The sequence below is a fragment of the Spirosoma sp. KUDC1026 genome, assembly GCF_013375035.1.
In the GTDB taxonomy this organism is placed as follows: Bacteria; Bacteroidota; Bacteroidia; order Cytophagales; family Spirosomataceae; genus Spirosoma.
In genome coordinates, this window is record NZ_CP056032.1 from 1,396,513 (window position 1) to 1,416,326 (window position 19,814).

The 19,814-nt window shown below is 51.8% G+C and carries 23 protein-coding genes and 2 pseudogenes; 12 read left to right on the forward strand and 13 right to left on the reverse strand.

The genetic code is table 11. The features are described 5' to 3' along the window. Positions 1–103 precede the first annotated feature (103 nt). The 4 genes from HU175_RS05900 to HU175_RS05915 form a co-directional block, all read right to left on the reverse strand. Entirely contained in the window at positions 104–382 is a 279-nt protein-coding gene (locus HU175_RS05900) for a hypothetical protein (protein ID WP_176565703.1), read from the reverse strand. Positions 383–549: 167 nt separating this feature from the next. Beyond that, positions 550–3,204 carry a glucosidase gene (locus HU175_RS05905; RefSeq protein ID WP_176565704.1) on the reverse strand — a complete coding sequence of 885 codons (2,655 nt, stop codon included), beginning with the start codon at positions 3,202–3,204 and terminating at the stop codon, positions 550–552. A gap of 113 nt (positions 3,205–3,317) precedes the next feature. Beyond that, positions 3,318–3,827 carry a YdeI/OmpD-associated family protein gene (locus tag HU175_RS05910; RefSeq protein ID WP_176565705.1) on the reverse strand — a complete coding sequence of 170 codons (510 nt, stop codon included), beginning with the start codon at positions 3,825–3,827 and terminating at the stop codon, positions 3,318–3,320. A gap of 21 nt (positions 3,828–3,848) precedes the next feature. Further along, positions 3,849–4,865, reverse strand: a complete 1,017-nt coding sequence (locus HU175_RS05915; RefSeq protein WP_176565706.1) for a helix-turn-helix transcriptional regulator — start codon at positions 4,863–4,865, stop codon at positions 3,849–3,851. 191 nt (positions 4,866–5,056) lie between these two features. Here HU175_RS05915 and HU175_RS05920 point away from each other — a divergent pair, with 191 nt between their 5' ends. The 6 genes from HU175_RS05920 to HU175_RS05945 all read left to right on the forward strand — a co-directional run bounded on the left by HU175_RS05920 (position 5,057) and on the right by HU175_RS05945 (position 8,385). Continuing rightward, on the forward strand, positions 5,057–5,539 hold the full coding sequence (locus HU175_RS05920; RefSeq protein WP_176565707.1) for a hypothetical protein: 483 nt from the start codon (positions 5,057–5,059) through the stop codon (positions 5,537–5,539). Positions 5,540–5,557: 18 nt separating this feature from the next. Continuing rightward, positions 5,558–5,815 (forward strand): hypothetical protein, encoded by a 258-nt coding sequence (locus HU175_RS05925; RefSeq protein WP_176565708.1) that lies wholly within the window; start codon positions 5,558–5,560, stop codon positions 5,813–5,815. A 111-nt stretch (positions 5,816–5,926) separates the two neighbouring features. Next, positions 5,927–6,388 (forward strand): hypothetical protein, encoded by a 462-nt coding sequence (locus tag HU175_RS05930; RefSeq protein ID WP_176565709.1) that lies wholly within the window; start codon positions 5,927–5,929, stop codon positions 6,386–6,388. Positions 6,389–6,541: 153 nt separating this feature from the next. Beyond that, a complete protein-coding gene (locus tag HU175_RS05935) occupies positions 6,542–6,739 on the forward strand; it encodes a hypothetical protein (RefSeq protein ID WP_176565710.1) in 198 nt (65 codons plus the stop codon). Then, a complete protein-coding gene (locus tag HU175_RS05940) occupies positions 6,729–7,133 on the forward strand; it encodes a PIN domain-containing protein (RefSeq protein ID WP_176565711.1) in 405 nt (134 codons plus the stop codon). Before HU175_RS05935 ends, HU175_RS05940 begins: the two co-directional genes overlap by 11 nt. Positions 7,134–7,584: 451 nt before the next feature. Then, a complete protein-coding gene (locus HU175_RS05945) occupies positions 7,585–8,385 on the forward strand; it encodes an HNH endonuclease (RefSeq protein WP_176565712.1) in 801 nt (266 codons plus the stop codon). A gap of 99 nt (positions 8,386–8,484) precedes the next feature. On the opposite strand, the gene HU175_RS05950 is transcribed toward HU175_RS05945, so the two are convergent. Then, the gene (locus HU175_RS05950; RefSeq protein WP_176565713.1) at positions 8,485–8,955 is read right to left on the reverse strand and encodes an RES family NAD+ phosphorylase; all 471 of its coding nucleotides are present in this window, start codon (positions 8,953–8,955) and stop codon (positions 8,485–8,487) included. Positions 8,956–8,961: 6 nt separating this feature from the next. Beyond that, on the reverse strand, positions 8,962–9,513 hold the full coding sequence (locus HU175_RS05955) for an MbcA/ParS/Xre antitoxin family protein (RefSeq protein WP_228724338.1): 552 nt from the start codon (positions 9,511–9,513) through the stop codon (positions 8,962–8,964). Positions 9,514–9,821: 308 nt separating this feature from the next. On the opposite strand from HU175_RS05955, the pseudogene HU175_RS24940 reads away from it, so the two are divergent. Together HU175_RS24940 and HU175_RS24770 are read left to right on the forward strand one after the other, a co-directional pair. After that, positions 9,822–9,866, forward strand: a pseudogene (locus HU175_RS24940) (hypothetical protein); the annotation flags it as partial. Between the two features lie 90 nt (positions 9,867–9,956). After that, positions 9,957–10,172 carry a hypothetical protein gene (locus tag HU175_RS24770; protein ID WP_228724447.1) on the forward strand — a complete coding sequence of 72 codons (216 nt, stop codon included), beginning with the start codon at positions 9,957–9,959 and terminating at the stop codon, positions 10,170–10,172. A 179-nt stretch (positions 10,173–10,351) separates the two neighbouring features. On the opposite strand, the gene HU175_RS05965 is transcribed toward HU175_RS24770, so the two are convergent. Together HU175_RS05965 and HU175_RS05970 are read right to left on the reverse strand one after the other, a co-directional pair. Next, positions 10,352–10,933 carry an O-methyltransferase gene (locus HU175_RS05965; RefSeq protein WP_176565714.1) on the reverse strand — a complete coding sequence of 194 codons (582 nt, stop codon included), beginning with the start codon at positions 10,931–10,933 and terminating at the stop codon, positions 10,352–10,354. A gap of 105 nt (positions 10,934–11,038) precedes the next feature. Next, complete coding sequence (locus tag HU175_RS05970; RefSeq protein ID WP_176565715.1) at positions 11,039–11,971, reverse strand: NAD(P)/FAD-dependent oxidoreductase; 933 nt, start codon at positions 11,969–11,971, stop codon at positions 11,039–11,041. Between the two features lie 178 nt (positions 11,972–12,149). On the opposite strand from HU175_RS05970, the pseudogene HU175_RS05975 reads away from it, so the two are divergent. Then, positions 12,150–12,925 (forward strand): annotated as a pseudogene (locus tag HU175_RS05975) (SDR family oxidoreductase). A gap of 142 nt (positions 12,926–13,067) precedes the next feature. On the opposite strand, the gene HU175_RS05980 reads toward HU175_RS05975, so the two are convergent. The 5 genes from HU175_RS05980 to HU175_RS06000 form a co-directional block, all read right to left on the reverse strand. Continuing rightward, on the reverse strand, positions 13,068–14,258 hold the full coding sequence (locus HU175_RS05980; protein ID WP_176565716.1) for a DUF748 domain-containing protein: 1,191 nt from the start codon (positions 14,256–14,258) through the stop codon (positions 13,068–13,070). Between the two features lie 127 nt (positions 14,259–14,385). Then, positions 14,386–15,165 carry a pentapeptide repeat-containing protein gene (locus tag HU175_RS05985; RefSeq protein WP_176565717.1) on the reverse strand — a complete coding sequence of 260 codons (780 nt, stop codon included), beginning with the start codon at positions 15,163–15,165 and terminating at the stop codon, positions 14,386–14,388. 268 nt (positions 15,166–15,433) lie between these two features. Then, positions 15,434–15,781: a hypothetical protein gene (locus HU175_RS05990; protein ID WP_176565718.1), complete on the reverse strand. Its 348-nt coding sequence runs from the start codon at positions 15,779–15,781 to the stop codon at positions 15,434–15,436. A gap of 21 nt (positions 15,782–15,802) precedes the next feature. Then, a complete protein-coding gene (locus tag HU175_RS05995; protein ID WP_176565719.1) occupies positions 15,803–16,567 on the reverse strand; it encodes a PD-(D/E)XK nuclease-like domain-containing protein in 765 nt (254 codons plus the stop codon). Between the two features lie 101 nt (positions 16,568–16,668). Continuing rightward, complete coding sequence (locus HU175_RS06000) at positions 16,669–17,337, reverse strand: hypothetical protein (protein WP_176565720.1); 669 nt, start codon at positions 17,335–17,337, stop codon at positions 16,669–16,671. Between the two features lie 254 nt (positions 17,338–17,591). Here HU175_RS06000 and HU175_RS06005 point away from each other — a divergent pair, with 254 nt between their 5' ends. The 3 genes from HU175_RS06005 to HU175_RS06015 all read left to right on the forward strand — a co-directional run bounded on the left by HU175_RS06005 (position 17,592) and on the right by HU175_RS06015 (position 19,758). Next, the gene (locus HU175_RS06005) at positions 17,592–17,963 is read left to right on the forward strand and encodes a helix-turn-helix transcriptional regulator (protein ID WP_176565721.1); all 372 of its coding nucleotides are present in this window, start codon (positions 17,592–17,594) and stop codon (positions 17,961–17,963) included. A gap of 156 nt (positions 17,964–18,119) precedes the next feature. Then, positions 18,120–18,599, forward strand: a complete 480-nt coding sequence (locus HU175_RS06010) for a hypothetical protein (RefSeq protein ID WP_176565722.1) — start codon at positions 18,120–18,122, stop codon at positions 18,597–18,599. Between the two features lie 163 nt (positions 18,600–18,762). Continuing rightward, positions 18,763–19,758 (forward strand): mevalonate kinase, encoded by a 996-nt coding sequence (locus HU175_RS06015; protein ID WP_176565723.1) that lies wholly within the window; start codon positions 18,763–18,765, stop codon positions 19,756–19,758. The last annotated feature ends 56 nt before the right edge of the window (positions 19,759–19,814 follow it).

Consider the following 19,814-nt stretch of genomic DNA (forward strand, 5'->3'; position numbering starts at 1 on the left):
GAGGGATCTTCGACAGTAGCAGAAAAATTGCTTGTTACTGAAGATCCTTCCCTGCGTCGGGATGACAGAATTAACGTTACTAAAAAACGAGGAAAAGATACTGTCAGGAACGCATGAACACGCTGGCTACAGCTCCAACCAGCATTGCCTCAATGATCCAGACATACAGCGTGTTGTGATTGGCCAGCCGGCGAATCAGAAAGTGCGTGCCTACGCAGCCAAGCAGCAGCGGTAATCCCAGTACAATCAAGAGCCCGTAATCCCGTTGTTCGGCTTTTGTACCGTTTACCGTGTGCGACAACCCGTCCAGTATCCAGTATGCGCCCAGCAATGCGCCCAACATCAGCGGGGTAACCCAGCTAAAAACTTTCTCAAGGTCCATAGCGTCGTTCGTTGGTCTAGCTCATAAACAAGCGATGGCCAACAAAGGGTTTTACTAGCCGGATCAATACGGCTATGTCTTCCTTTTATAAAAAGAGATAAGGAGGAAAAATAGCCAAAGGCATCTTCCTTCCTCCTCTCCTCCCTTTCCTCCTTTCTCCCTTCAAATCACAACACCGCTACCAACGCCGACCAACCCGTTTGATGACTGGCACCGAGGCCCCGCGACGTATCGCCGTCGAAATGTTCGTAGAACAGCAGCAGGTCTTTAAAATGCGGATCGTCGCGGTATTGATCATGGGGGCCGTGGGCGGGGCGGCAGCCTTGTTCATCGCGCCGGAAAATTCGCCAGATGCGTTCCGTCAAAAAATCGGCGGCCTGGGTCAAGTTCCCCTTGTTACCGCTGCCGACGGGTAGTTCGGCTTTTACCTGATCGCCGTAATACTTACCGAATTCACGCAGGGCGCTGACGATCATAAAATTCATCGGGAGCCAGACGGGACCGCGCCAGTTGGAATTGCCGCCAAACATGCCCGAGTCAGATTCACCGGGGACGTAGTGAATTTCGTAGTGATCACCCGCAAGTTCCTGCTCAAACGGCTCTTTGTACACTTTCGATAGCGAGCGAATGCCGCCCGGCGCGAGCAACTCATCCTCATTGAAGAGATAGGTAGCCAGCCGCTCTAACTGATCGCAGGACAGCAGCGAAAAGAGGATACAGTTTCTGTCAGGGTCCTCTTCAACGACAACATAACAGGGTTTTTCTCCCTTCTTGTCATCCAGGTATTGTTGCACGCGTGCGTAGTATTGTTGCACGCGTGCGTAGAAAGCCGGGAGCGCTTTGGCTTTGTCCTGATCCATCGTCATCACGCAGAACAGGTTCGATAAACCCACCATCGACCGGATCGCCAGCGGAATGCTCTCGCCATTGGGCAGGTGCAGTACATCGTATGAAAACCCGTTGTTACTCTCGTCGTCATCGCCTTTGATCCAGAGTGTAGCAATCTCCTGAAGGGCATCAGCAATCCGGACATAGCGTTCGAAGTAGTACACCGCCAGCGATTCATACGTAACGGGATCGTCCTGGGCCAGTTCCAGCGATATCCGCATCATGTACACGGTATAGGTCGCCATCCAGGCCGTTGCATCGGCCTGATCCAGGGTACCGCCCCCCGGCACTCCTTCGCTCCGGTCGAAGAGGCTGACATTGTCGAGCCCCAGAAAGCCGCCTTGGAACAGGTTGTCACGCTGACCGCCCGCCCGCGTTGTCCACCATTCGTAATTGGCCCGCAATCTGTTCTGCATGATCCGCAGAAACTCAACGTCACGCTTGCCGGTACTCTTCAGTTCCTGGTCGTAGAACAGCCACGACAAACCACCGCGCAGGGGCGGATTGTTGTCCGAAAAATTCCATTCGTAGGCTGGTAGCCGGCCATCGGCGGCCTGGAAAGCCGGATCGGCCAGCAGATACAACTGCTCCTTGGCAAACTGAAGATCGACAGGCGCCAGCGCCGTGGCCTGGAAAGCTAGATCCCAGGCGGCAAACCAGGGGTATTCCCATTTGTCGGGCATCAGCAGAATATGCTCGGCGTTGATATGCTGCCAGTCAGAATTACGTCCGTGCCATCGTTCCGGGGGCGGCATCGGCTGGCCCATATCCCCGCGTAGCCAGTCGCCGATATTGTAGTTATAATACTGTTTTGACCAGAGCAGTCCTGACCAGGCCTGCCGCTTGATCTGCATGTCTTCGGGCGTAAGGCCCGGTGTGAGGGCTGCATAAAATTCATCGGCCTCCCGCCGACGACTGTCAAACAACTCGTCAAAATTGCCGGAGAGGGGTGAATCGGCCAGCTCGCGGTGCAGGCGAAGGCGTAGCTCGACGGATGCGCCGGCCTCAATGGTGAAACTATACAGGGGAGCGCACTTAGTCCCGTCGGGATGCTGATCGAAGGGTGTAAAGTTGCCGGACGTAACGGCCCCGTGAAAGGCGTCTTTGACGAAGGGGCTATTATTGTCGCGGGCAAACACACGTTCCTGGTTGGTTTCATTCTCGGTCATCAGGACCCGCTCCGGTTCCTGAAAACTCAGAATATAGTTGCCCAGTCGGGTATGGATGGCCCGGACGTGGTGAAAACCGTCGGCGCTGTTGTCCATGCGCTCAATCCGTGGTCTTTCCTGCTCCAGGCCGAATGTCCACCGGTTGCGGAACCAGAGGGTAGGCAATACGTGCAGGGGAGCGGCTTCACTGGCGCGGTTATGAATCGTTATCCGAACAACCATATCATCGGGGCTCTCTTTGGCGTATTCCACCACTACGTCGAAATAGCGGTTGTCGTCAAACAGGCCCGTATCCAGCAGCTCGTACTCTCGATCCTGAAACGAGCGCCGACCGTTTTCATCGATCAGCTTCTGGTATGGAAACGCAGCATGCGGGTACTTGTACAGCATTCGCATATAGCTGTGGGTGGGGGTATTGTCGAGGTAATAATACAACTCCTTGACGTCCTCGCCATGATTACCCTGCTCGTTAGTCAGGCCAAACAGGCGTTCTTTCAGGTACGGGTCGTTGCCGTTCCAAAGGGCAAGCGCGAAGCAGAGGGTCTGCGTGTCGTCCGAAATACCGGCCAGACCATCTTCTCCCCAGCGGTACGCTCGCGAACGGGCCATGTCGTGCGGTAGATAATCCCAGGCGGAACCATCAGCGCTGTAATCTTCCCGGACGGTACCCCATTGGCGGTCGCTCAGGTAAGGTCCCCATTGATACCAATTCTCCTGTCTCTCCCATTGCCGTTCAAGACGTTGCTGTTCAGTAGTAGTGTTCATACTCATGCTACTACGATCTACGGGAAAGGTTTTTCAGAAGTCTATAAATTCTTTAGAATTATGTACTTAGTCTCTTGGGTTGATCCATAACATACCCGCAATGAATTGGGCGGTTAGTCCCGTAATTGCTTAAAATGCCGGATCGTCTCGCCGTATCCCAGGCCCATCGCCAGACCTGTTACGGCCTGCGTAAGGCGTTTGGCTTTGGTATCAATGGTTTTAGCACTCTCAATCCAGTTGCTGAAATACTGCTGGTGCCCCTTGGGGAGTGTTGTAAAAAACTCTCGCGCAGCAGGCTCGTCTTCCAGACAGGCGATCAGGTCCGGTGAGATCGGAAACGGATCATCGTCGATGTCGAGCGAAACCTGCACCGTTGCGCCCGCTTCCTTGCGAATACCCCGGCGCATGGTAGCGTTAACGGCAATGATGAACTGCCCGTTGCCCATTGGCACCAGGGCGACCTGTTTAATGGCGTAATTGTCCAGTGTGCCTTTTACCCGGTACGATGTTTTCTGGCCAGGTTTCATGGCTTCGCTGACGGAGACTGGAATTGTTACGTAGGTCCAGCCAGTCTTCTCGCCTTTGTCGTCGAAGCGCTGGAGTAATGCGGTGAAGGTGTACATGCGTGTAGATGTGAATTGAAATCAGTACCGCGCCAGTGCAGTCTGCATGGATTCCATCAAGGCCTGTACCAAACTTGGTGGCTGCATTACCTTCAGGTGATCGCCGTAGCTACGGAGGTGCATCAGTAGGTCGCGGTTGGGCGCCAGACGCAGTTTGACAATGCACTCCGTTTCCGTATCGCTGAGAATTTCCTGCGTCTGGTGAATGGGTTTGGCTTTGACGTAACGACCAAACAGGGGCGTAAAGGACAGAATGATTTCCTCTACCGGACCATTGCTGTCGGTGATGCCGTAGATATGTTCAAACAGTTCACTGACGTATTCCAGTACGTTCGGAGGAACAGAGCAGGCGTCGTCCAGCAGGGTCAGATCGCTCATGCGGTCCAGCGCAAACGTTTTCTCGCGCTGGCTCTCGGCGTCGTACCCGATGACGTACCAACTGTCGGCCACTTCACGCAGCAGGATCGGATGCAGGTTCCGGAGCCGGCGTTCGGGTTCGGCGTTTTCGTGCTTGCTGTACCGAAACGTAATCTGCCGGTTCTGGTTGATGGCCCGGATCAGAACAGGAACGTACTGCCGGTTTTGCCCCAGAATCCGCTCCTCGACGTAGACGACCCGGCGCGTCAGCGTATTGCCGTCGTCGCCGTCGCGTTTTACCTCCCGGATAATATCCAGACTTTGCCGCACCTTCTGCAACGCGTTGGTCAGCTCATTCGCGACGGTAGCCCCCTGCGTTGCCGCCAGCACCTCGCGGGCGTAGTCGAGCGCTTCCATATCGTCGGGGCTGAGCATGAGCCGCAACAGTCGAAACTGCGGATCGGTGTAGTAGTAGCCGTTACGCCGTTTGTCGTAGGCGATAGGCGCGTCGTGGTCTTCGCGCAGGCGCTGAATATCCTTTTCCAGCGACGACATCGATCGGATGCCGCACTTGTCCCGGCAGATATCAAACAGCTTCTGCTTGGAATACTGACGCGGATAGCGGCTAATCAATTCGTCAATCAGACGATAACGCTGGAAAGCAGAGCGGGTGATGGGCATAGGAATACAGGACAGGAGGAAGGGGAACAAGGAGAAAGGATTGAAGGCTACTTGTTCCAAGTTCCTTTTTCTCCTTGTTCCTACCGATGCAATTTTCCGAAAAATATTTTCACAAAAAAAGAAGGGCGTAAAAAGATTACGTTCTGGTCGCTAGAACTTTGTTCTGTTAATTTTTTAAAACAACACTACTCATGAACACCTTCTTTCGATCAATCACTCAACCGGGCGCAGGCCAATTAATGGCTCCGCCTTTCGTAGCGCAACCGTATGCAGCCCCAGCGCTTGCTGCTGCACCAGCCAACGACCGATCGGCCCGGCGCGCTACGTTGTCGGCGCAGCAACTGCTGGATATAGAAGTCGGCTTGTTTCTGCTGTCGCAGCTGCTTCCCACGGCCTCTCCCGATGTGCTGCCAAGCCTGCTTACCGACAAAGCCAGTTCGTTTCTGGAGCGCCCCACCTGGACACCCCGACAGCATAAGCTGCTGAACCGGGGCCGGATGCTCCTGGCGCACGTTCGCCAAAACACCGTCTGGGCGGCTCTGCTTGACGCGTACGTAGCCGTACCCGAGCGCTTGCAGGCGTATGATATCAGTACCGACCGCAGCCGCTTCCGGGAGAAGTCAGTCGGTTTTTTTCGCAACCGAATTTTCACGCTCAAACAAATGGTAGGCTGATACCCTCCTGACTTACTCATGAACGCGAAAAAGAAAGCAACCCCGCAAATTACACCATCGGCCGTACGGCAGGCAGCTACTGCGCTGATTCAGGCTGAAGGCAGTACAACGACGATTACGGTCAGTCAGTTTCTGCGGAATCGCGGGTATTGGTCGTACCAGTCCGAACTGGTTAGCTGGCTGGCCGATGCTGCCGCCGAAGAGGGCTGGACGGTTACGGATAACGGCATGTTTCGGGTGTACAGCCTGCCAACGTACACGGCCGTAGCGCACTAAAGAATCCACTGGCTGATCCAAAAAAATAAATTTTCGGATCAGCGCAGAACGTAAAAACGTTACGTTCTGTGGGATGTAATTTTGATTTGAACAACGAACAACAACCTACTAATGAACGCTGTATTAACCTCCGCCTATCCTACTGCTCGCCCGGCTCTACACGGTCTGCTGAACTGGCAGGAGCCGCTGGCAACCCGGTTACGCCATCGCCATGCCCTGCCGGGTATGGTGGCTAACCGGATGCTGAACGTCGAGCTGGGGTTGTATCTACTAGCCGAGCTGCTGCCACTTTGCCCACCTCACTCGCTTCCTGACCTGCTGAACGGTCAGGGGGGCGCGTACAAGCAACGGCCCATCTGGTCACCCCGTCAGCACCGGGCTTTGAACCGGGCTCGCGCGTTGCTGGCTCCCTACCGGGACCGGTCGGTCTGGTATAACGCACTGGACAAGTACGCTACGTTGCCGCCAACGGTCCGCGCCTTCTCGATCAGCGTCCGCGGTGGCTGGAACCCCGACGTCAGTAGCTACGTCCTGCGCGAGCGGCTTCAACTATTTCAGGGCGCACTGGTGTAGGGGAGTGCGTTAGCAATGAAGTGGTAACCGTATATCCATCCTGAGAATAGTTGTGAATGACGGGACTAGGGCGTAAATGATAAAATGCTGACCTTTGTAAGGCTGTAAGTGAAGAAAATGACTTACAGCCTTACACCATTAGCTGTTAAACATATGCGTGTTACATTAGAGGTGAAAGATTCTGAATGGGAATTCCTGTCGTCGCTATTAAAGCGATTTGAGTTTGTTCATATTCAGCGAGCGGAAGAGGCAGAAAAAGCAGACTATACCCATAATGCTCCTACTTTTAAAGCTACTCGGCTAGATACAAACGGGTTTACATTCAACCGCGGAGAGGCCAATGAGCGCTAGCTATTTCGTGGATACGAACGTACTGATTTATTGCTACGCTGTCACCGAACCAGATAAGCAACGTAAGGCGTGGCAGGCTGTTGCTTCCGAGGGTAGGCAGATTTCGACGCAGGTTTTGCAGGAGATAGCTAACACATTACGGCGTAAATTCAAGAAGGACTGGCTGGAAATTGATACTACGCTTCAGGAGATAGTTAACCAGTTTATTGTTCATAAAAACACGGAATCAACAGTCCGTGATGCCATACGGCTAGCCAATCGCTACGGCTATTCGTTCTACGATTCATTGATATTAGCAGCCGCGCTGGAATCAGGCTGTTCAGTACTTTACTCAGAAGACATGCAGGCTGAACAACTTATTGATGGTGTATTAACTATCCGAAATCCGTTCTAGGATCCAAAGCCTCTTCTATTTCTTTCTAAAGATTGAATCTTTACTGCCAATCGGTGCTGCATCACTCTGGTGATTTCCAGACTTTCTCTCCATTATGGTCTTGGATTGATGAAGCATCCGATAAATCCTAGAACAATTAAGGGTTGATTAATTAGCGTCCGCGGTGGCTGGAACCCCGACGTCAGCAGCTACGTCCTGCGCGAGCGGCTTCAACTATTTCAGGGCGCACTGGTGTAGGTCAATCTCATGATTTTCACAAACCCGTCTCTATCGTTTAGGGGCGGGTTATTTTTTAGCAGGCGATAGCTTTCATGCAGTGCTTTAATACTATTTGGGGCAGACAGACTGGAAATGGTACGATTACTTAAGGCAGCGATCGCCTGAGGATATAAACTTTTGGCGTCCCGGAGGGAACAGTGCGTTCCGAGCGCTTCGTCCAGGCGAACCTTTCTTGCTTAAACTAAAAATTCCCCATAATGCCATTGGAGGAGTCGGTTTCTACAATGCTCAAAGTCAAATACCACTTTCTACAGCTTGGGACACGTTCCAATGGCGTAATGGGTTCGATACAATTGACGAATTTCGAACAGCTATTCAATACTACCGTCGAGACAAAGAGCGAAATCCAATTATAGGTTGTATTGCCCTCACTAATCCTATATTTTTCAAGAGAGAAGACTGGATAGCAGTTCCAGAAGATTGGAGTACCAATATTGTGCAGGGGAAAACATATACGACCAATAACGCGATAGGCCTTGCACTCTGGCAACGAGTTGAATCACTGTTGAAGCATTATCTTGACGAGACGCCCGAGATAAACACGTTGCCAAGCGTAGCGGATGATCGGCCAGCATATGGAAATCCGGTACTTCGAAAGGTGCGCATTGGGCAGGGGGCTTTTCGGTTATCAGTCATCGACGCTTATCAAAAGCGATGCGCAATAACAGGGGAGAAAACATTACCCGTGCTAGAAGCCGCTCATATTCGTCCGTTTGCCGAAGCAGGTCCGAATCGGGTTACAAACGGTTTATTGCTCCGCTCAGACATGCATAAGCTCTTCGATAATGGCTATATCACGATTACACCTGACTACCGAATTGAGATTAGTCAACGTATTAAGGAAGAATTCAATAACGGCCGAGAATACTACCAGTATCATGGGAAAAGTATGTTGGTTCTGCCTGCTGCCGAAATCAATCAGCCTTCGAAGCTGTTTTTAGATTATCACAACCAGACTATTTTTCGACCCTGACTTCACGAGTTAGCAAAAGTGTTGTTGAACACTGGTTGAATTAAAGCAAGCTTTCTGTCTATAGTCTATCACCGGCATCATTACTGCTCTTCTGTAAAATTACCTCGCTAGTCTACCATCCAATGGTAGCGGACGCTGAGCTATGACTTCTATCTGGGCGAACGCTGGATGTAAAGGATGTAACAGCAAGTTGTATGAGGTATCGATGATGACGGAGGGAACGGCAATAGCCAAAGAAAACGGTTCGAGAAGCCAGTCAGCCAGGATAGTCTGGGTTTCGGCAAGCGTGCCTGTTCGCCAGTAAGGTGGTAATCGGTTGGGGGATAGCCAGAAAATCGCGTTGTTAAGTTCGTCGGGTAAACGAATGGTACTAAGCCAGAGTTGAGGCAGTTCTGCCAACGTCAGTGGAGGTAGATGAACGAGCGTTTCGAGTAGGCACAACTCGGGCGTGCGGCTGGTATACAGAACACCTGTTCCTTTAGGATTCCATCGGCCGCCGTATCGTTGACTGCCAATAACGGACAAAGGGTCGGTATGATATGGCTCTTTATTAATACGAAAGACTTCCATGTCTCTTTACCCAACGATGCCCCATTCGATGCGGCCCAGCACATCATCCACTAACGAAAATCCAGATACCGTATCCAGCACCGCTAATGGCGACTGAGGGATGATTGGGGTAGTTGTTTCAGCCGCCACAGACGTAGATGTACGCTCGTACGTCGGCTTAGGCTCCTGAAAATCTCCCATGTCGCGAACTGACGTAAACTGTTGAAATTCAACAGGAATCTCGTGGTATCCTAGCTCTTGTAAGGGAGTACGTAACCAACGACTCAGTAAGTCAGACCGCCCATCGAATACGGCCAATCCGTGTCGTAGCAGTCGTTCGAGTAACAACAGTCGTTCACTGGCTGACAGTGTCAGTAGCTCATCGACCTGTTTACCATGTAACCCTCGAACCGACATACCTAAAATATGCGCCATTTCTTTGTCAGTCAAACCAACAAGGCTGGCAACCTCATCGACACGACGGCGTAAGACGCCTTCACGAGCCTGTTGAATAAGCTCTGATACAGGGCGCTGATACGTTCTGTTTGCCAATTTGTGTGGTCGTTGAGAGGTATTCATGATTGACTACTAAGAAGTGTGGTGCAAATTTGCACAATTATAACGGTAAATTTGCGTGACTACATAGTTAATCACCAAATGGTTTTCTGACCCAATCCGCCTTCAACCGTTCGGTTAATGATTTTATTTTGAAATAGGTCAATTCTGGGTATGTATTGTACTTGAGGTGAGGCTAGCAAATCGCCGGAATTAGGAGAGAATAAGCACCGATACATTTTTCACTATGCAAACGCTCGTTAACCCCGCCATCAAACCAATCGCCCGCGATTTCAAAGCAGCTTTACCTATACGGTAGCCGATTGCGGTAGGTGGTTCTGTATGGGTCGTATGCCCGTGGAGATTGTGACGAAGAGTGGGATATTGATCTAATGTTGATCCTGAACGACCGAGACGTTAATACAATCGATGAGGTATTTTCGTTGAGCGATCTTACCCTGGATTCTATGCTTCAGCATGGTAAAGCCCTATCGGCCTTGCCCGTTTCCAGCCGGAAGTCCCGGAATTCACTGATGACCTGTTTATCAGGAAGGTCGTCGGGAGAGAATTTCTGTAAGAATGCGTTAATTCAGAAATACCTCAATCATGCGGGACGAGCCATTGACACGGCCAGTATCCTGTTAGTCAATGAACATAACTTAGCCCTGGCCAATCGCTCCTAGTATGCTATCTTTTATTGTATCTGCGCGTTGTTACTAACTGAAAATAGAACAACGAAAAAGCACAAAGGAGCACGGGTGAAATTTCATGAGCTGTTCGTTAAAAACAGGGTTCTTTCCTATGGAAGCGGGCCGTATACTGGAGCGTAGTTTCCTACAAGAAAAGAGGGAGCAGGCAGGAGCTATTTTTTTACGGCAATGATGATCCCCGTTGACCAGTTTAGTTTAGTCAGGCTCAGGGTTTCGTCGGCGTCCAGTGTTTCGATCAGCCGGTCAGCTTTGTTGCTGTGGCCCTCGGGCCAGTTAGGCTGGGGCAGCATATCGTCGATTAAGTAAATACCGCCCGGCTTGAGCAGGGCCAGCGTTTCGGCCAGATGATGGTACTTGCCCGGCCAGGAATCTGCGAAAATCAGATCGACGCTGGCGGGAGCCAGTTGGTTGATAATGTTCTCGCCCTGATCGAGATGGATGGTCAGACGAGGGTCATTGCCCAGATACGTACGGGCCACAGATAGCGGTTTCTCATCGTTATCGACCGTAATGAGTCGGGCGCCGGTGTCCATACCGGCCAGCATCCAGCAGGCCGACATACCAGTGCCGGTACCCAATTCCAGAAAGAGCCCACCTGGTTTAGTCGAAACCAGCGTACGTAGCAGAGAGCCGGTCTGTTTGTCGGATGGCTGGCCAAACTGCTGCGCGAGGGTTTCCTGCCAGATGGCATCAAACTGGGCGGGCTCGCTGAAATTGGTCTGATCGTTCAACATGGGAATACGTGGTTTGAGCGCCAAGCTACGTATTTAGGAGGATGAGTATGAAATTTTAAGACAGGATTTTACTGTCTTTGAAATCCTGTAATCCTGTCTTAATCCCTAAACTGCTGCTGTCAACGCTGTTAGATCCTCTTCGATCATTTCCCGGTTCAGCATAGCCCCGGCCATACTGCCGCTGGCTACTGCAGCTGCTATCTGCCGCATAGGCGAGCTACAATCTCCGGCGGCATAGATGCCCGGCACGCTGGTCTGACCGAATGAGGATACCTGAATCAGCCCCGTATCGGTAAGGGTGCAGCCAAGTTGACTGGCCAGATCGGTATGCTGCCGGTTCGGTACGTGGCTGAAAATGGCGGTGAGTTCGTGGCGTTCGCCCGACTGAAATCGGAGCGCTTGAAGTTGTCCCTGCTCGTGTTCGACAGCGACTACCGGTTCTTCCACGATGGGAACGCCGATCCGGGAGATAAAGCTCCGTTGTTCGGGGGTAAGCTCGGCCGGGCCGTTGGTAAACAGCGTGAGGTTTTTGCTCCAGTGGTAGATAAGCCGGACCAGGTGATTCGCTGTCTCACCCCTGGCCAGAATACCCAGCGGCTGACTGTGTACTTCGTAGCCGTGGCAATAGGGACAATGCAGAATTGATCGACCCCAGCAGTCAGCAAACCCGTCGATGGCTGGCATAAGGTCGTAGACGCCGGTCGCCAGTATCAATTTGCGTGACGTAAACGGCTGACCGCTGGCCGTCTGGATGGCAAAGCCGCTGGCCGTCTGCGACGCATCAGTAACCAGGTCGGTCTGGAACGTAACGGTTGGATAGGCCAGCGCCTGTTCTTTGGCAATGGCGATCAATTGAGCGGGCGTTTCACCATCACGGGTCAGAAAACCGTGCGAATGAGGGGTTTGCCGATTGCAGGGCTTGTCGCCGTCAATAATCAGTACGTTCCGGAGTGAGCGGCCCAGTAACATGGCCGCGCTTAGTCCGGCCGCGCTGCCTCCCACAATAATGACATCGTATTTGCTGGCTGATTGATTCATGAGCCGGTAGAAATTGGTAGCAGAGAGAAAACGTGAAAACTATAAATGCAACTATGTTGCAAAATATAAAGTTCACTCACTTTTCTGCCGGACTGGTCTTTTGTCAAAAGGTATGCGTTAACAAAACAGATATTCTGAGGTTGGTCAAGTAGCTATCTGGCATAAATCAACAGATCCTATGGAAAAAAAAGTAGCTGTCATAACGGGCGCAGGCTCGGGAATTGGCAAAGCCACAGCGTTACTGCTGGCCCAGGAAGGAATAAAAATTGTGGCCGTCAGCCATACCGACGAAGAAATCAACCAGACGGTCGAGGAGATCAAACAGGCAGGCGGGGAAGCCATAGCCGTAACCGCTGATATATCTGTTCCTGAGCAGATGGAGCAGCTGTACGCCAAAACCGAAGCGGAGTTTGGGCGGCTGGACATTGTGTTTGCCAATGCCGGTATCAACGGGGTATGGGCGCCCATCGACGATCTGACCCCCGAGGAGTGGAGCAAAACGGTCAACGTTAATCTGACCGGTACGTTCCTGACCGTCAAATACGCCCTGCCGCTGCTGAAACGGCAGGGGGGGCTATCATCATCACGGCCTCGGTGAATGGGACCCGGATTTTCAGCAATACCGGTGCGTCGGCGTATTCGTCGACTAAAGCGGCTCAGGTGGCCTTTGCGAAGATGGCCGCTCTGGAACTGGCCAAGCACCGCATCCGGGTGAACGTCGTCTGCCCGGGAGCTATTGAAACAGCGATTGACGACAATACGAAAAAGCGGAATCTGGAGCAGGCGAAAGAACCGGTTGAATTTCCGGAGGGAGTAATTCCGCTCACCGACGGCGAACCGGGCACCAGCAAACAGGTTGCCGATCTGGTGTCGTTCCTGGCTTCCGACCGCGCCAGCCACATTACCGGTACGCCCATCTGGATTGATGGCGCCGAGTCACTGCTGATGGGATAGAGAATCTTTAGATGTAAGATTATAGACGAAAAGAAGAAAGACGTTAGACGAACAATGAATGGCCTCCGTTCTTTCGTCTAACGTCTTTCTTCTTTTATCTTCTGTCTAGCGTCTTTTCTCTTTCTTCTAATTGTCTAGCGTCTTACTTCTCTTTCTTCCGTTCGGCTTTTTTCTCTTCGCGTTTTTCCTTCCGCTCAGCTTTCCGTTCGGCCCGCTCCTGTTTTCGTTCTTCTTTTCGCTCGGCTCGCTTAGCCTTGTAGTCATCTTTGATGCTCTTGAGCGCATCTTTTGCCGTGATGGTATTATCAAATTCTCCTTTAAACGCTTCAACGTAGGCATTGCGGAGGACACCAAAAACGGTTGGCCAGGTTGCCGTCTCTATGTCATCGATGGTACCGTTCAGGGGAATGCGGGTTGCTACCTGGTCGTGCCGCTGGTTTTTGAAGATGGCAACGCCGGTCTGGGCCAGTAACTCGGTGAAGAACCGGCCTATAGATCGGTTTTCGTGTTCGTTGATCCGAAACACCTCTACACTCTTGGCCAGTGGTTTCAGGTAGCCATTCAGTTTACCGTCCACCATAGCCATCTCGCTGAAAACGCTCATGGTACCGCCCTCAAAATCCACGTTGGCGTATTCACGGGCCAGGGTATTCAGCTTCACCAGCTGTACTTCCGTAAACTCCATATTGTAGTCGAAGTCCGGGAAGACTTTCAGCAGGTTCATGTTTGCCGAGAAATTCAGCGATCCGCCATAACCTGGAATGTTTCCCGTGGCGACAACGGGCGACGGCAGTTTATTGGTCTTGTCTTCCACATTGCGAATGTTCCGGATTTCGCCCTGGAAATTCTTCAGCGATACGTCGGCGCGGGGCTGCGTAATCAGGCTGGTCAGGTTGACAGTGCCGTTTATTATCGCAAACCGGTTGATGTCGATCGGCAGCAGTTCTTTCAGGTACGCTGTCCAGTCGACTTCGGCCCCTGTCTGGCTGCTGGCTTCATCGTCGCTGAACGCAAAGTTGAGTTCGGGTTCGTAGGTCTCGACCTCACTAACAAGTTTGCCTTTGAACAGCGATTTCCACTCGACAGATAGGTCAGTTTTAGGAATGTATAAAAACGGCTCCTTGATTTTGCCATTGACCTTGCGGATGCGCAGATCATCGATCTGATACGCCCCCCGGATCAGCTGAATATCAACATCCTCGATATGGCCGGTGTACTCGCCCATGTCGGCTAGCTGTTTGTTAAGGTAGCGTAAGACGAAATACGGGAGCAGAAGACGGGCGACGATCAGCAGAATGAGGACTGCAAAAAGAACTTTCGTGGTGCGTTTCAAAACGTTGCGTTAATTGGTGTATGAGATAAACAACACAAAAACGATAATAGAGGTTAACGAAGCAGGTCGGTACCAGCTCCACTACCTGAGCCAGTACCGACCTGTTCTGATTTCGTTGACCTGAAAACTAGCGGCTGCTGGGCGAGAATTTCCGGCCGGCCAGCGTCGTGTATTTAAAGTCCGTCGGGCCGTCGAAACGTGTGTCGTCAAAGGTGCTGCCGTTCGGAAACTTGGTGTATTTGAAATCGGTGAAACCCGTAAAGCGGGCCTGACGGAAATCAACCCCTTCAGAAAACTTGGTGTATTTGAAATCGGCCGACTTGCTAAAATTTGCCCCCTGAAAGGCCGACGCTTCGTCGAACTTGGCGTATTTGAAATCAGCGTAGCCCTTGAAGGCTGAGCCATTGAACGTAGCCGCATCCTGAAACTTAGCGTATTTAAACAGCGCTTCTCGCTGGAAGGTGTTGCCGGAAAACCGTGCTTGTTGCTCAAAAACAGAGTATTTAAAGGCCGCATTATCGGTAAACTGGCAATTCTCCAGCGTAACGGCCTCGGTGAAATTGGCGTTGTAGACCGTGTTGTTTTTGCTGAGCAGACGCTTACCTTCTTCTTCGTCGGTATGATAAGCCAGGACTTTTCCGGTGAAGCTGCAGTTTCTGAACGTAATTGGCACCTCAACCACGCTCAGAAACTCCCGCGACTGGTTGCCCCAGTTACCCTCGCTTATTTCCCGCCGATTGGCTAGGTTCGTCAGGTCGAGGTCGCCAGTGATCGTTACGTTCTGATACGTGACGGCTTCTTTTCGGTTGATTTTCGCGATAATCTCTTTGGCGTCGATACTCTTTTGAGCCAGCGCAGGAGCTATGGCAGCAAAGGCAAACAGGAGGGACGTAACAAACGTTTTCATGGGCTTACAAAAGTCAGTTTCAAACCAAAGATGCGGATTGGGAGCCTAAGGTTGCACGAACGACCTGCTTTTGCCAAAACTGCTGCTAAACAGCTACCTAGCTTTCGTGGGCGGATAGGCGAAGCGTGCGTTGATGCGTAAAAGCCAGTACGCTTCGAATACGGCATAAGCTAATCCGTTGAGTTACTGATTGGGCTAATCCTAAAAACGCCAACGCCGAACCCATTGTAGGTTCGGCGTTGGCGTATAGTTGAGTGAGTAAGATGAATCAGTCGATCCACATCACTTTCTCGTAGGCAATCTCGTAATCCAACTCCTGCAGGGGCGTCAGGCCGGTAAAATGGCCAGTTTCGTCTATCTGCACAGCATTCCAGCAACCCGATGCATCGCGCAGCAGCAGCCGGTAGCCGTAAAGTGGGTGCAGGGTCCGCCCGTCTGTGCGGTGGTCCCAGCCGGTTTGCAGTTCGATGGCGAACGCAATCCGGTCCAGCACTTCGTCCATCTGATTTGCCAGACTGCCAAGGCCGTCCAGCTCTTCGATCCAGAGAACCAGCCCGTCGGTACCCCAGTCGAAGTGGAGCTGATCGGGGGTCAGGGTTATGATTGAAGCGTTCATACGTATCGGTTCGTTTAGTGATCAGGCCATTAGTCGAAGCCCGGTAGCAACGGTTGGCATTGGCGCTGGTTGCATTTCTTCACGCCATTTGCGCAGCCAGAAGCGGTATTTCTTACGCCCATAGTCGACAAAACCCGGAATCGACGTAGCGTCTACCGCAAACAGCCGATAAGGGCTTTGTTTCATGATGCCCACGAACACAAACCGGAACTGCCTTGTATCGGCCCATTCCTTGTTATCCGCGTTACGTAGGCTGTCCAGGTAAAAAGCAGCCTGCCGGTCGTAGTCATACGTGTAGCAGGAATCCAGAAACTGAGCTTGTGTTCGCGCTGAGGTCGTTTTTATGTCGATAATCAGCGCGTTCTTACGTTTAGGGCTGGTGTAGAGCATATCCATCCGGGCTTTACAGGCCAGACCCGTTGCCGGATCAGTTGATAAAACTACCCGCTCGCGTTCCGATAACCGCAGGTAGCGCCGGCAGAACGTGTCCTGCCGGATTGTTTCCATCAGCGTCGCGAGTTGTTTACTCTGAGCCGGTGCCAGCAAATCGGGTCCGGGCAACATATCCGGTAACAATTGCTGAAGAATCGTACCAACACGTTCGGGTTCGAGCAAATGCTGGTGGAATGTACGGCCGAAAACTTTAGCCCGTTCCGTTCGCTGCTGAACCACCGGCAGACTACCACCGTAGCCCAGGTGTTCTTCCTTGAGCCGGGTCAGGTCCGAGTTTGAAATACGTGGTAACGCCCGATACATATCATCGGGAAAATGGGAGGATGAGAGCATATGAAAAAGGTTGGAACAAGGCGAAAGGAGGAAAGGGAGAATGGAGATTGTGGTGATCTCCTTGTTCCGTTATTCCTCTCCTTCTTTCTCCTTAATAGCTATTAAACCTGCCCGGCGGAGAGCAGGACCTGCGCGGCATCCTCTTCGGCCGGATTAGCGAAGGGGTTATAATAGTTCAGGGCCGTTTTGATATTGGCAATATCCGTCAGCGTTTCCTGGCGGAAGATTTTATTGTCCTGCGCAAACTGCTTCAGCTCGGCCGTTTTGGTTTCATCGCCCATCTTGTAGGTGAAGTTGGCGATGTAGTATACTCCCTTTGGCTGAATTTTCGTATTTTCTTTCTTCTCCGCCGTAGCCGTGATCACAACGTCGGCCAGCGTCAGGTCGTCGTAGTAAAGCGGTTCGATGAGCCGGAAAATATTGTCGACCGAGTACCCGTGGAAAAGCAGCGCCGAGACGCAGTTTTTTTCATCGATAAAAAAGATCTCCGCCCAGTTTTTGGTACCCATGTTCAGGATATTGTCCGTGAAAATCCGCCAGGCAATAGGCTGGAACGTGAGGGAATGGCCAAGTTTCTCGGCGCCATTGATGTTGAACACACCTTCCTTGGCGTCGAACCGGTATTGGCGCGGGTGCCCTTCCAGATACTTATACCGCCGGACGGCCCCGTTACTGACCACCTCACCCGTCAACTCCTGAATCTTTTGATGCGGTTTCAAGGCGTTGTCGCTTTGAATTGTCGAAAGTTGGCTTTTGTTTTGTGTGTTCATTAGTATTTGTTGTTTACTGTTCAAGCAGGGGACCCGTTTTGCGGTCCCTTTTGCCTTTTTAAAGGGTCGTGTTTACTGACTTAAAATTACACAGTTTTGTGTAAAAAACAAGCCCATTCCAGAAGTAATTGGGTTGAATTTTACGTAGTAGGGTGTAAAAAAGAAGGCTGGAACAAGGAGAAAGGATTAAATGGAGAAAGTTCGCGTCAGCCTCCTTGTTCCTTTCTCCGTTTAATCCTTTCTCCATTTTTTTCATGATCGAAGACCGGCTTCAGCAACTTATCGACGCGCTTAACATCAGCGTACTTGAATTTGCCCGTCAGCTCGGCGAGCGTCGGGGAGAAAAAGTATATCATATTCTGCATGGGCGGCTAAAGCCGCGGTATGATACGCTCGAGAAAATTCTGGTGGTGTATCCGCAGGTCAATGGCGACTGGCTGCTGCGGGGTGAAGGACTGATGTTCAAAACGCTGAACTCCCCCTCGGCGGCCATTACAACAGAGGAGCGGTTGCAGAATATGGAGTTTCTGCTGTTCCAGCTGACCCAGCGCATGGAACTGCTGCAGCAGACCAACGATCAGTTGCTGGCCGAACTCGCAGCCATGCGCGAAGCAGGTCCACGTTGAATCGAGCTACGGAAAGCCGGGCTATGAAAAGCCGGGCTACGGAAAGCTGAGTTACAGGAAGATGTCCTGATGGCTTTTTTTGGTGAAAAACGCGGAGAAACAAATAAAACAACCCTTGCTTCTCGGAAGTTATATTCCGAAAAACCACTTAACGCTATGGCGACTACATCACCATTTGACCCAGATAAAGTTGACGCTGAGTTCTATTCGAAAGATCCCGAACAACACGGAGACTCCGACTACGGCCGGGTGTCTGAAGGCGTAGGAAATAACACATATGGTAGCTCGACGGCCGGTATGGATATGGATACTAACCAGGAAGCAGACACCAAAGCAACGCGTGAGAGCCACATTGGAGAAGGAAATCCCGAAGAACCACGCGGTGAAAAATACGGTACGACCGAAGCCTGGGACGTTGATGCGGACTCCATTGCCGATCAGGACGTACCAAAAGGTAAAATGATGAGCGACGAGGCCAACGCTAAGCTGGAGCAAATTGCTGATAACCCATCGGATGACGCGCTGTTCCACCGGGCCAATGCCACGTACCTGGAAGAAGGCGATAACCCGAATGAAGGGTATGACCCACACAAAAAGGGTTACGACGCCGGCGATTCAGAAGACGAAAGCAAGTAAATGGCCTTTCTCTGGCAGAAAAGCGACTGGATTATGTATCCAGTCGCTTTTTTTGTAGTAGGTCGGTAACGTTCTTTACTTTTAAATGACGACCTTGCCGGGCGGTGTTTTACCGACGGTAGTCAGAAAATCATCAGACCAGGACGTATTTCCAGCTAGTACCTTGCTTATTGAAACTCGTGCCTACGCCCGGGCGGGCCTGTTTGGCAACCCGTCCGACGGCTTTTACGGCAAAACCATTGCAATCTCCGTTCGTAATTTTGGCGCGTCTGTCACGCTGTACAGATCGCCCGAACTGACCATTGAACCGCAGCAACAGGACACGAATACGTTCCGCAGCATGCACCACCTGCGCGACGCAGTGGCCACACTGGGATATCATGGTGGCGTACCGCTGCTGAAAGCGGCCATCAAGAAATTCGCCGAATACTGCGAAACCGAGCAGATCCGACTGCCTAATCACAATTTTTCGATCCGGTATAGTACGTCGATCCCCCGGCAGGTTGGCTTATCGGGCTCCAGCGCCATTATTGTGGCTACTTTCCGGGCGTTGATGCAGTTTTATAACATCGAGATTCCACTGCCAATATTACCGAATCTGGTGCTGGCCACCGAAGCCGAAGAACTGGGCATTACGGCGGGGCTGCAGGATCGGGTAATCCAGTGCTACGAAGGTTGCGTGTACATGAATTTCGACCGGGAAACGATGGACCGTCAGGGCTACGGGCAGTATGAACCACTTGATGCCCGGCTGCTGCCAAAGCTATATATCGCCTACAATACTGACCTGGGAAAACAGTCAGGGCGGGTGCACAACGACGTTCGGGGGCGCTGGCTCAAGGGCGAACCGTTGGTAATCGACACCATGAACGCTATTGCCGACGTGGCCCGGCAGGGGCGCGAAGCCCTGTTCCAGCAGGACACCGACGCGCTTAATGCACTGGTGAACCGAAACTACGACCTGCGCACCCAGATTTACGCCATCAGCGACCGAAACCAGAGCCTGATCGATACCGCGCGCGCTTGTGGCGCATCGGCTTCCTTTACCGGGTCGGGCGGGTCCATCATCGGCCTCTACCGCGACGACGCCATGCTGAACCGGCTCTACGTCGAACTCAAGAAAATCAACGCCCGCGTTATTAAGCCATACGTAGTTTAAAGAGCGAAAGAGCGAAAGAATGAAAGAGCGAATAGCTGGATCATTTTTCGCTCTTT